General features: G+C 33.0%; 12 protein-coding genes. 11 read left to right on the top strand and 1 reads right to left on the bottom strand.

The genetic code is table 11. The annotated features are described in order from the left end of the window. Positions 1-252: 252 nt before the first annotated feature. Both COL05_RS27355 and COL05_RS27360 read left to right on the top strand, forming a co-directional pair. Positions 253-723, top strand: a complete 471-nt coding sequence (locus tag COL05_RS27355) for a MarR family transcriptional regulator (RefSeq protein ID WP_098670875.1) — start codon at positions 253-255, stop codon at positions 721-723. A gap of 199 nt (positions 724-922) precedes the next feature. Next, positions 923-2,158 carry an MFS transporter gene (locus tag COL05_RS27360; RefSeq protein WP_098670876.1) on the top strand — a complete coding sequence of 412 codons (1,236 nt, stop codon included), beginning with the start codon at positions 923-925 and terminating at the stop codon, positions 2,156-2,158. A gap of 238 nt (positions 2,159-2,396) precedes the next feature. On the opposite strand, the gene COL05_RS27365 is transcribed toward COL05_RS27360, so the two are convergent. Beyond that, positions 2,397-2,726, bottom strand: coding sequence for a YkvA family protein (locus tag COL05_RS27365; RefSeq protein WP_098670877.1), 330 nt, complete (start codon positions 2,724-2,726; stop codon positions 2,397-2,399). Between the two features lie 273 nt (positions 2,727-2,999). Here COL05_RS27365 and COL05_RS27370 point away from each other — a divergent pair, with 273 nt between their 5' ends. The 9 genes from COL05_RS27370 to COL05_RS27410 all read left to right on the top strand — a co-directional run bounded on the left by COL05_RS27370 (position 3,000) and on the right by COL05_RS27410 (position 12,417). Continuing rightward, complete coding sequence (locus COL05_RS27370; RefSeq protein ID WP_098670885.1) at positions 3,000-3,257, top strand: hypothetical protein; 258 nt, start codon at positions 3,000-3,002, stop codon at positions 3,255-3,257. A 73-nt stretch (positions 3,258-3,330) separates the two neighbouring features. After that, positions 3,331-4,683, top strand: a complete 1,353-nt coding sequence (locus COL05_RS27375; protein WP_098670878.1) for a DEAD/DEAH box helicase — start codon at positions 3,331-3,333, stop codon at positions 4,681-4,683. A gap of 256 nt (positions 4,684-4,939) precedes the next feature. Next, positions 4,940-5,575 (top strand): TetR/AcrR family transcriptional regulator, encoded by a 636-nt coding sequence (locus COL05_RS27380; protein ID WP_098670879.1) that lies wholly within the window; start codon positions 4,940-4,942, stop codon positions 5,573-5,575. 46 nt (positions 5,576-5,621) lie between these two features. Next, positions 5,622-6,884, top strand: coding sequence for an MFS transporter (locus COL05_RS27385; RefSeq protein ID WP_098670886.1), 1,263 nt, complete (start codon positions 5,622-5,624; stop codon positions 6,882-6,884). A 6-nt stretch (positions 6,885-6,890) separates the two neighbouring features. Then, positions 6,891-9,230, top strand: coding sequence for an ABC transporter permease (locus COL05_RS27390; RefSeq protein ID WP_098670880.1), 2,340 nt, complete (start codon positions 6,891-6,893; stop codon positions 9,228-9,230). Positions 9,231-9,241: 11 nt separating this feature from the next. Beyond that, complete coding sequence (locus COL05_RS27395) at positions 9,242-10,003, top strand: ABC transporter ATP-binding protein (RefSeq protein ID WP_142337687.1); 762 nt, start codon at positions 9,242-9,244, stop codon at positions 10,001-10,003. Positions 10,004-10,101: 98 nt separating this feature from the next. Beyond that, positions 10,102-10,812, top strand: a complete 711-nt coding sequence (locus COL05_RS27400) for a class I SAM-dependent methyltransferase (protein ID WP_098670882.1) — start codon at positions 10,102-10,104, stop codon at positions 10,810-10,812. A gap of 122 nt (positions 10,813-10,934) precedes the next feature. Beyond that, positions 10,935-11,342, top strand: coding sequence for a VOC family protein (locus COL05_RS27405; protein ID WP_098670883.1), 408 nt, complete (start codon positions 10,935-10,937; stop codon positions 11,340-11,342). A gap of 292 nt (positions 11,343-11,634) precedes the next feature. Then, positions 11,635-12,417, top strand: a complete 783-nt coding sequence (locus COL05_RS27410) for a class I SAM-dependent methyltransferase (protein ID WP_098670884.1) — start codon at positions 11,635-11,637, stop codon at positions 12,415-12,417. Positions 12,418-12,581: the final 164 nt, after the last annotated feature.

Raw genomic sequence — 12,581 nt, forward strand, 5'->3', positions numbered from 1 at the left:
CCCACCTCAAAATGCAGCGAAAGCAAAGAAGTAAGGTGAGGGATCAACTGCCCATAAAAGTTCGATTGGTTCAACTAATAATCAGTGGGGGGATGAACAAAACCCCCACTGATTAAAGTTTCACTTTATTGAAGTGCCTATTTTTAAGCATATCTTGTGATGTTACAATAATTATTTCAATATTGTCGAAACGGAAACAGAAATTTAATATAATGGTTTTAACGTGCTAATGAACGGTTAGGAGGGCAGGTCATGAATAAAGAAGAACTGATAATGAACGGTTTCAGGGAATTATATAATAAGCTAGTTTGGCTTAATAAAGATAAGATGGAAGAAGGTCTTAAAGGTTTTAAGTCTTCTGAAGTACATTGCATTGAATATATTGAAAACAATGCAGATTCTAACGTGACACAACTTGCAGAGGCTTTTTATGTGACTCGCGGTGCAATAAGTAGAATGACTAAGAAGCTCATAAACAAAGGCCTTATCGAAAGTTACCAGAAATCAGAGAATAAAAAAGAAATCTATTTTAGGCTTACTGCACGTGGGAAAGAAATATATAAAATTCACGAAGAGTTGCACAATGAGTTTCAAGAGCGGGATAAAGCTGTATTTGAGCAAGTAACCGAGGCGGAATTCAATAGTATTATTAGCTTCGTGGAAAAGTATAGTAGGCATTTGGATGCAGAAATAAAGAAACAAGGTATACATATTAAGTCGTAATAAAGTTGAAGCATTCGGGCAGTTAATCCCGAAAAACTAACTTATTTGTCCGTTCATGCGAGATATATTTAAATAATAAAAAGGTAGCCTGTTCACAGTAAGGCTACCTTTTTATTATTGTATTTTTGTTGACTAATCAACTAAATGGAGTTATTATTTTGTTGACAAAACAACAAAATATTTTGAGGAGAGAGATTAAATGTCAATATTTAGATCACAAAATGAAAGCGAAACTGAAAAGAACATAGATAAACATGCTTTAATATTCGGCCTTATTTCTGTATTTCTTTGTGGAATAGGTTTCAGTATCATCATGCCTGTGGTTCCATTCTTAGTGCATCCTTATATAAGGAGTCCGGAAGAACAGGCATTAGTAGTTACGTTGCTGACCTCTGTTTATGCGGTTTGCGTATTTTTCGCTGCTCCTGCACTCGGAGCTTTGAGCGATAAATATGGCCGTCGTCCATTACTTTTAATATGCTTTTTCGGTTCTGCGATTGGGTACTTAGTTTTTGGTATAGGAGGAGCTTTATGGGTACTATTTGCTGGACGCATAATAGAAGGAATAACAGGCGGGAGTATCAGTACAATTTTTGCATATTTTGCAGATATCATCCCTCCAGAACAGAGAACGAAGTATTTTGGGTGGATGAGTGCGGTGGTAGGTACAGGAACCATTATCGGACCAACTCTTGGGGGATTACTTGCAAAGTTTGGTCATTCTGTACCTTTATATTTCGGAGCGCTTATAACTTTATTAAATGTTTTATATGGGATGAAATATATGCCTGAGAGTCTTGAGAAAAATAATAGACTAAAAGAAATTACTTTTGTAAGGTTAAATCCTTTTGCTCAGCTGGCAAACATATTTTACATGAAAAGCTTAAAATGGTTACTTGTCTCAGCGTTTTTACTTTGGATACCTAACGGATCTTTACAAGCAATTTTCACACAATTCACGATGGATACTTTTAGCTGGAAGCCTGCACTAATCGGACTTATGTTTTCAATTATGGGATTTCAAGATATCATTTCACAAGCTTTTATAATGCCAAAGCTTTTAATCAAACTTAGTGATAAACAAATAGCTATACTTGGAATGGTTTCGGAAATTATTGGCTATAGTTTTATTGCAGCATCTGCTTTGTTTTCCCTATTTCCTCTTCTAATCGTTGGGATGTTACTATTTGGTTTTGGTGACTCGATTTTCGGACCTTCATTCAATGGGATGCTTTCAAAGTCTGTCGATTCTAGTGAACAAGGAAGGATTCAAGGCGGTAGCCAATCTATTCAAGCTTTGGCAAGAATGATTGGTCCAATTATTGGAGGACAAATCTATGTATCACTTGGTCATGCTGCACCTGCTTTTATGGGGATGATTCTTATAGTAGTGGCAATAGCAGTTTTGTATAGGGGGACGCATGTAACTGCATAAACTATATGTACTAATATTGTCTCTATTCCTTTATTGGAATCAACTGCATAAGAACGAATGTAGGGTGACGGAACTTAAGAACAAGTACTGGCACCCTAATTCTCTAAGGCTAGAGAGTTAATAAAATTTCTGTTGTTTTCTGATAGGATAATATTCAGTGGGGCAAAGTGTTTATCTAAATTAAAGATAGGTTGTAATTTGGACTAGAAAAGATAGGTATATGACTAACTATTTTAATTCACCCCTGAGCTGAAGCAAATAATGACTCCATTTTTATTCTACTCTTTTCACGAATTCCACTGTCTGCATGGCGCATTACAAATTTATGTGCTATAGCGATTGCTAAAATATCATCTAATAAGCCAATCCCAATAATAGCAGCTATATCTGGAATGAAATCGATTGCTAATACGTAATAAGATAAAGCGGCTAATATGATGAATTTCGCTTTAGTAGGTAACCCTTTTTTTCTCATTGTGTAGTATAAAATAATACTTTCATATACGCTTGATTTCCCAAGGTTTGCTGAGCTTTTTTTGAATTTTTTCCAAAGTGTCTGTTTCTCCATATAAACACTCCTTTTACAAAAACATAGATTTTTTAAAAGGATAGACAAAGAAGTAGTGGAATAATCAATTTTATTGTATATTTCCATAAAAATAGGAAATTACCTGTTCAAAATAATAGAATGTTGGTTATGTAACGACTCACAGTGTTTTTTTACATAATTATGTACAGTAAAATGTATGTGGATGATGCATTTAGTAGTAATAAACATTAAATAATGGGTATGGGGGAAGAAAAATGAAGATAATAGAACTACCAATTGAATTTGAATTTAATGGGGCAAAACATGGATATAATTTTGTTATATCCTCGAAATGACATGAAATTAAAACATCATATTGCAAAATTAAGTGAATTTGAATGGTTTCGAAGGCTACATGAAGATACAAAGTATACAAGACTAATTTGGAGTAATAGAAAAATTAAAAAGTTCATTTTGTCTTCTACTAACATGGAAGCGTTAATAAATTCGGAGAAAAAACAAAAAGAGTTTGTGCATCTAGTACACGATGAATATAAAAAAAGAAGATAAAAATTTTTTTATTTTTCATATTTGGCGAAACAAATGGTACAATGAAAGCTAATGTGAAAAATAAGGAAAAGAAGTGGTCTATTTGAAAAACTTTTTAGAATTAGGAATTAGTGAAACTTTTAATCATACATTACGTGAAAATGGCATTACAGAAGCAACACCAATTCAAGAGCAGGCAATTCCCGTTATTATGTCAGGTAAAGATATTATTGGGCAGGCGAAAACAGGAACGGGTAAAACGTTAGCATTCGTGTTACCAATTTTAGAAAAAATCGATCCTGAGTGTAGTGATGTTCAGGCTTTAATTGTTGCGCCAACAAGGGAACTAGCACTGCAAATTACGACTGAAATTAAAAAGATGCTTGTTCAAAGAGAAGATATTAATGTACTAGCGATTTATGGCGGGCAAGATGTAGCACAGCAATTGAGAAAATTAAAAGGAAATACACACATAGTTGTTGCGACACCAGGACGCTTATTAGATCATATTCGACGTGAAACAATTGATTTAAGTAATCTTTCAACGATTGTACTAGACGAAGCGGATCAAATGCTTTATTTCGGTTTTTTATATGATATTGAAGATATTTTAGATGAGACACCTGGTAGTAAACAAACGATGTTATTCTCAGCAACGATGCCAAAAGATATTAAAAAATTGGCGAAGCGTTATATGGATGAACCGCAAATGATTCAAATACAAAGTGAAGAAGTAACGGTAAATACAATTGAGCAGCGTGTCATTGAGACTACAGATCGTGCAAAGCCAGATGCACTTCGTTTTGTTATGGACCGTGATCAGCCATTTTTAGCTGTTATTTTCTGTCGTACAAAGGTTAGAGCAAGTAAGTTGTATGATAATTTAAAAGGACTAGGTTATAATTGTGCTGAACTTCATGGTGATATACCTCAAGCGAAACGTGAAAGAGTTATGAAGAGTTTCCGCGAAGCGAAAATTCAGTACTTAATCGCAACGGATGTAGCAGCTCGTGGACTTGATGTAGATGGTGTAACGCACGTATTTAACTTTGATATTCCTGAAGATGCAGAAAGTTATATTCACCGCATTGGCCGAACAGGACGTGCAGGTGGATCAGGTCTTGCAATTACGTTCGTTGCAGCGAAAGATGAAAAGCATTTGGAAGAAATTGAAAAAACGCTTGGTGCACCACTGCAAAGAGAAATAATCGAACAACCGATGATAAAACATTTTGATGAAAATGGCAAACCGGTACCAAAGCCGGCTCCAAAGAAATCAGGTCCGAATCGTCAAAGAGATAGCCGTGAAGGATCAAGAAGTCGTTCAAGAGATGGTTCAAAAGGTGGTCCAAGAAATAGTTCGAGAAATGAGAGCAACCGATCATTTAACAAGCCAAGTAATAAAAAAGGTAGTACAAAACAAGGTCAACAAAGACGTGGCCGTTAAATAGTTATTATTGAAAAGAGTCGCAGATTGTTGCGGCTCTTTTTTGTTTTTATACAACGATGTCGATACAAGTACAAAGGTGATGACAAGGAGCAATCTTTAAAATTTCATTCACCGTATTAAAAAATAAAATTTCAAATAGATAAAGGAAATAAAAAGTAGTGTGTTGTATATATACAATAACAGGAAACTTTTTACTAACTAAGCATATAATTTAAATAGACCGACAGTCGGTCTGATGGGAAGGGGAACTTGAATGCGAATAGTAAAGGAGTATGAGGAGCGTAGAAAAGAAATTTTAGAAACGGCTGAACGTTTATTTGTTACGAAAGGCTATACGAAAACAACAGTAAATGACATTTTAAAAGAGATAGGGATAGCAAAGGGGACGTTTTATCACTATTTTAAGTCGAAAGAAGAAGTAATGGATGAGATCATTATAAGGATCATTAAAGATGATGTTGCTAAAGCGAAAGTAATCGTCTCTAATCCAAATATCCCAGTTTTAGAAAAGTTATTTCGAGTTTTGATGGAGCAATCACCAAAGTCAGGGGATGTAAAAGATAAAATGATTGAACAATTTCATCAGCCAAATAATGCGGAAATGCATCAAAAAAGTATAGTGCAATCCATTATTCATTTATCTCCTGTTTTAGCAGAGATTTTAGAACAAGGAATCGATGAAGGTGTTTTTTCTACACCATACCCACAAGAAACGATTGAATTATTACTCTCTTCAGCACAAGTCATATTTGATGAAGGTTTATTCCAGTGGAAGCCGGAAGAAATGATGAGAAGAGCGAAAGCTTATATTAAAATGATGGAAGCATCTGTTGGAGCGAAAGAAGGATCTTTTGATTATATGCTGGAGGTTTTAACTAAACAGAAATGATGATTTCTGTTTGATTATTACAGACCGGCAGTCGGTCGAAATTCAAATGAAGGGTGTGATGAAGATGCCAGCAAGTATAAAATCTTCAATGAAAGATTTTCACTTAATGGTGAGTGGGCAAATTATTACTATTTTAGGTTCAACACTTTTACGTTTTGCTCTGTCATTATATGTGCTAGACATAACAGGGCGTGCTGATATATTCGCAGGACTATATGCGGTAACGAGTATTCCGTTTTTGTTAGCTCCTCTTGGCGGAGCGATAGCAGATCGTTTCAATCGCCGTAATTTAATGGTCATTTTTGATTTTATTAACACTGCGATTGTATTAAGCTTTATAGTTTTATTATTTTCTGGATCGGTATCTATTATATTGATTGGGACAATTATGTTTTTACTAGCAGTCATTAGTGCAATGTACTCACCAGTTGTAATGGCGAGTATTCCGCAATTAGTTCCAGAGAAAAAGTTAGAACAAGCAAACGGTATCGTAAATGGTGTGCAAGCATTATCTAATATAGTTGCTCCTGTATTAGGAGGAATATTGTACGGCATAATTGGTTTGAAAATGCTCGTTATAATAAGCTGTCTTGCTTTCTTTTTATCTGCGATTTTAGAAATGTTTATTACGATACCTTTTATAAAAAGAGTGCAAGAAAGACATATTATACCGACAATTGTCAAGGATATGAAAGAAGGTTTTATATATGTTTTAAAACAACAATTTATTTTGAAATCTATGCTTTTAGCCGCATTACTAAATTTAATACTGACACCGCTATTTGTAGTTGGTGCTCCAATTATTATACGAGTAACGATGGAAAGTAGCGACACGTTATACGGAATTGGAATGGGATTAATAGATTTTGCAACGATATTAGGTGCGTTATCTATAGGTTATTTTGCGAAAAAGATACAGATGAAAACATTGTATTATTGGATGCTTGTAATAGCTTTATTAGTAATACCTATGGCACTATCAGTTACACCATTTATTCTTAATTTAGGACACTATCCACCATTTATCCTCTTTATACTTTCTTCAATTCTAATTGCAATGATTATGACAATTGTATCCATCTATGTCATTACTGTAGTCCAAAAGAAAACACCAAATGAAAACTTAGGAAAAGTAATGGCAATTACAACAGCGGTATCTCAATGTATGGCACCAATCGGGCAAGTTATTTATGGTTTTATGTTTGAAGGATTCAGTATGAAAATTTATTTACCTATATTCGCTATTAGTTTCATAATGATAATAATAGCAATCGTGACAAAGAAAATATTATGGAATGAAGGGAACTAGCTTCATATGATTAGGAGAATGTTAAAAAGAGATTTCTCTCAAAATAAAATGATAATTACCATTTTATTTATGTTTATCATGTTATCAAGTCTTTTAATGGCTAGTGCTTCAAGTAACTTTATAAATCTATTGAACTCAATGGATCAATTGTTTAAAGTATCAAACGCACCGCACTTTGTACAAATGCACGCCGGAGAAATAAATCAAAAGTTAATTGATTCATTTGCAGTGGAAAATCCTATTGTAAAAAAACAGCAAACGGCTGAGATGGTTCAAATTGGCGGGTCTAACATTTTTATAAAGAAGAAAAATGAAGCGGAACATAATAGTGTAATGGATATTAGCTTTGTTAAACAAAATAGTAAATTTGACTTTTTATTAAATTTAAATAATGAAGTGATCGATGTTAGGAAAGGGGAAATAGGTGTACCAATTTATTATATGCAAAAATATAATTTGCGTATTGGAGATAAAATATGGCTTGTTAAAAATAATAATGAACTAACATTTACTATATCAGAATTTGTTCGTGATGTTCAAATGAATCCCTCAATCGTTAGTTCAAAACGATTTGTAATAAGTGATGAAGATTTCGAAAGAATAAAGTGGGATTTTGGAGAAAGCGAATATATTATTGAATTCCAGCTAACAGATGTAAATAAAATAAATGAATTTGAAACTCTATACCAATCATCGAACTTACCTCAAAAAGGTCCTTCTATTACGTATTCACTTTTTAAAACACTCAATACATTAACAGATGGAATAATAGCTGCGGTACTAATCATAATAAGTGCATTATTAATGTTAATCGCAAGTTTATGTATTAGATTTACAATTATAACATCTATGGAAGAAGATTATCGGGAAATTGGTGTAATGAAAGCTATCGGTATTACAAGTAAAGAAATTCAAAAATTATATGTAACAAAATATGTTGCTATTGCTGCTAGCGGTTGTATATGTGGATATATTCTTTCATTATTTGTTACAAAAATTTTCACTGCTAATATCTCACTTTATATGGGGACAGCAAGTACAAGTATTTTACATCTTGTTGTACCATTAATAGTTACAATTTTGTTATTTCTAACTGTTATTCTATTTTGTCGTATCATTTTGCGGAATTTCAGGAGAATTACGGCAATAGATGCTTTACAATCAAGAGATAATCTAAGAAAGAGGAAGGGAAAAAGATCTTTTTCTCTCTGTCAAACTAAAATTACAAATGTAAATATATTTATTGGTATACAAGATGTAGTAAAACGATTTAAGTTATATCGCGTATTAAGTATCGTTTTAATCATAGCCGTCTTCATGATTGTTGTACCTGTTAATTTTTTGTATACGATTCAGTCACCGAAGTTTGTAAATTATATGGGAACAGGTAAAAGTGACATTCGAATAGATTTACAGCAATCTGAAAATATAGAGAAACGATTTAAGGACGTCATTTCATATATACGAAATGATAAAGAAGTAGAAAAATATGCAGCATTTGTAACGAGTACATTTAAAATGGTTAGCGCTGATGGTACACATGAAAACTTAAATGTAGAAGTGGGAGACTTCACTACATTTCCATTAGATTATATTCAAGGTAGGGCACCAAAAAATGAAAATGAAATTGCTCTTTCCTATATGAACGCAAATGAATTAAAAAAGAGTGTAGGGGATTATATCGTTTTATTTGTAGATGGGAAAGAGAAAGGGCTAGCGATTAGTGGTATATATCAAGATGTAACGAACGGTGGCAAAACAGCTAAAGCTAGTTTTTCTAATAATAATGAAAATATATTATGGTATGTAGTAAATGTAGATATGAAGCCTAAAGTGGATTTGCAAGAAAAAGTGAAGGAGTATAAACAAAATTTTAATTCTGCAAAAATAACAGATACAAATGATTATTTAACGCAAACTTTAGGAGAAACAATTAAACAATTAAGACTCGTGACGCAAGTGGCTATTTTGATTGCGATATTGATATCAGTTTTAATTACTGCAATGTTTTTTAAAATGTTATTAGCAAAAGATTCTTCGCAAATTTTAATTATGAAAAATATCGGTTTTTCTAGTAAAGATATTCGTATACAGTATATAACACGTTCTATCGTCATTGTATTATTAGGCATTGTGACAGGGACATGTATAGCTGCTACGTTTGGTGAAATGTTAGTAAGTTGGTTAGGCTCATTTATGGGAGCAGCTCATATAAAATTTGTCGTAAATCCTATCGTTTCTTATGTAATATGTCCAGCTATATTATTTATATGTGTGACTGCAACAACACTTTTCAGTAGTTTTACTATGAAGCAAACAAACGATGTAAAGCCAAATGGGGAGTAGGGGTGTATCACTTGAAAAAAATTTTAGAAGTAAAGCAAGTAAACAAAACATATTCAATGGATGGAAATGCAAATTATCACGTGCTAAAAAATATAGATTTAGAGGTTTATGAGGGAGAATTTGTATCGGTTATGGGGCCTTCTGGTTCTGGGAAATCGACGTTACTATATAATATTAGTGGAATGGATCAAATGTCATCAGGGAGTGTGAAAATTGGTAGTAAAGAAATATCTTGTATGAAAGAAGAAGCGTTAGCGAAATTACGCCTTACTGAAATAGGATTTATTTTTCAGCAGAGCAACCTTCTTAGAAACTTGAACCTATTTGATAATATCATCTTGTCAGCATATTTAGCGAAATGTGAGAGTAAGAAAATAGTAAATAAACGTGCTCTAGAGCTAATGGAGAATATGGGGATAAGTGATATAGCATCTCATTATATAACCGAAGCATCTGGGGGGCAATTGCAAAGGGTTTCTATTTGTAGAGCGCTCATCAATAATCCAAATATTATTTTTGCTGATGAACCAACGGGTGCTCTAAATTTAAAATCAACAGAAGAGGTAATGCAAATTTTATTAAATATTAACCGTTATGGAACGACTATTATGTTAGTCACTCATGATGTAAAGGTAGCAGCGAAAACAGAAAGAGTGCTCTTTATGGCTGACGGAGAAATTGTTAGTGAAATACAGTTAGGGAAGCTTAGGAATGATGATTTAAAAGTACGAGAAGAGAAGTTGTTAAAATGGTTAGCTATACTTGGATTTTAAAGAAAAAACTCCTATTGAATGTAGGAGTTTTTTCGTTGTACGAAAGCTCTAAAAGATATATAATAGTTTTCTGATTATTTAAAAATGGAGGGGTGCAAATGAAAAATGAAACGTTGCACACGGAAGAAGATATTATTAAAATGCTTGATTCATTATTAAGACCGGCAGAACCATTTTGGAATGAATTTTATGCAAATAGAGAAAAAGATGTTCCGTTTTTTGAAAATGTTCCAGATGAGAATCTAGTTTCATATATAGAAACAGAATGGATTTCCAAAGGGAGAGTGCTGGAGCTTGGATGTGGTCCAGGAAGAAATGCAATTTATTTGGCGAATGAAGGATTTGAAATAACAGCAGTGGATCTATCGATAGAGGGCATTAATTGGGCGAAAGAGAGGGCTTTAGCAAAAGGAATAGAAATTGATTTTATTTGTAATTCGATTTTTAATCTAGAGTGTCAAAATAATTTTGATTTTGTGTACGATTCGGGCTGTTTACATCATATTCCACCGCATAGGAGAATACATTATGTGAATTTAATTAAAAACTCATTGAAACCAGGTGGTTATTTCGGATTAACATGTTTTGCAGCAGGTGATTTAGATGAGCGAAATGGATCAGAAATAACGGATTGGGACGTATATAGAGGGTGGAGTTTACAAGGTGGCCTTGCATATTCAGAAGAAAAATTAAGAGAAATATTTGACGAGTTTAAGGTAATCGAGATTAGAAAGATGAAGCAAATTGACCAACCAAATACTATGTTTGGAGAATCATTTCTTTGGACAGCATTATTTAAGAAGAAATAAAAAAGTATTTAATTGACAAACTCATCTTTTTTATAGACAATACATTTATAGGAATGTATGTTCTGTTTTTTTGTTTACCGGTGTATGTTTTGCATAAATACATAACAAGGGGATGCCTCTATATGAGTACTACAAATCAAAAAATCACTACGTTTTTAATGTTCGAAGGTAAAGCTGAGGAGGCGATGAATTTTTACACGTCGCTATTTGATCGATCAGAAATTGTAAATATCTCTCGATACGATGAAAATGGACCAGGTAAAGAGGGTTCTGTCATTCATGCAACTTTTACACTAAATGGTCAAGAATTCATGTGCATTGATAGTTATGTAAAGCATGGTTTTACATTTACACCATCTATGTCTCTTTATGTAACTTGTGAGACAGAAGAAGAAATTGAAACTGTCTTTCATAAGCTAGCGCAGGATGGAACGGTACTAATGCCGTTAGGTTCGTATCCATTTAGTAAAAAATTTGGTTGGTTAAATGATAAGTATGGTGTGTCTTGGCAGTTAACGCTTGCGGAATAAATAAATTGTAATTGATTTGTTTAATGGTTGTAGTTAAGAGATTAAAAATTTAAACAACAAATAAAAAGGTGTTCCAACCGTCAACAGGTTTGGAATGCCTTTTTATTTGTTTAAATAAATTTGTATTTTTTCTATTTAGAATATTTTGTTTTTCTTACTACTTTTTATCTGTTAATATAAATATAGAAAAATATGTATTGATTATTGGTTAGGTTAATAGAAAAAGAAAAGCATAAATAGTAAATGACCTTACATTTAAAATGTAACAAAATAGCTAGGGGGAATAGTTATAATGGATACAACTCAACAAAACAGTAATGCATGGGATAAAAAGGTTGAAGAAGGTTCTAGATATACGCAACCTGTAAGTAGCGAGGTTATTGAAAGAAGTAAATCAGGTGAATGGGAAATCACAGTTACCACAGAAAAATCAGTTCCTAGAGATTGGTTTCCAAAATCATTAGATGGATTAAAGATACTTTGCTTAGCGTCAGGTGGAGGGCAACAAGCACCTATTCTAGCTGCTGCTGGGGCGGATGTAACAGTTACTGATATATCAAGAAAGCAGTTGGAACAAGATAAAAAGGTAGTAGAACGGGATGGGTTAACATTAAAAACAGTTCAAGGAGATATGTCAGACCTTAGTGATTTTGAAGATGAATATTTTGATATTGTTGTAAACCCTGTTTCTAATTTGTTTGTAAAAGATGTTCATCTTGTATGGAATGAGGTATCAAGGGTACTAAAGAATAGAGGAGTTCTTATTTCAGGATTTACAAATCCGTTACTATGGATTTTTGATGACAATCAAGAGCAAAAGGGTATACTTGATGTTAAACATTCAATACCATCATCAACACTAGATTATTTACCAGAGGATGAAGTTCAAGAATATGTAAATTCTAATCAAACAGTAGAATATGCACATACTCTTGAAGACCAAATTCAAGGTCAAATTGAAGCTGGTTTAGTTATAACTGGTTTTTTCGAGGATGATTTTGGTGGAACTAGAATTTTAGATAAGTATATTAAAACTTTTATTGCTACAAGAGCTGTAAAGTTAAAGCTAGATTGAAAGTTTTTGCTTGTTATACTGGGGTTAGTTGAAGAATGGTCTTAAAAATAGGGAAAATTCAATATATATTAAAAAGGATGGCACTTGCCATCATTTTCCTTGTGTATATAAATAACTTTTATATCTCTTAGTTGAAGTTGTCATTATTTATCCCGCTTTAATGG

It is taken from the genome of Bacillus sp. AFS059628, assembly GCF_002571225.1.
Classification (GTDB): domain Bacteria; phylum Bacillota; class Bacilli; order Bacillales; family Bacillaceae_G; genus Bacillus_A.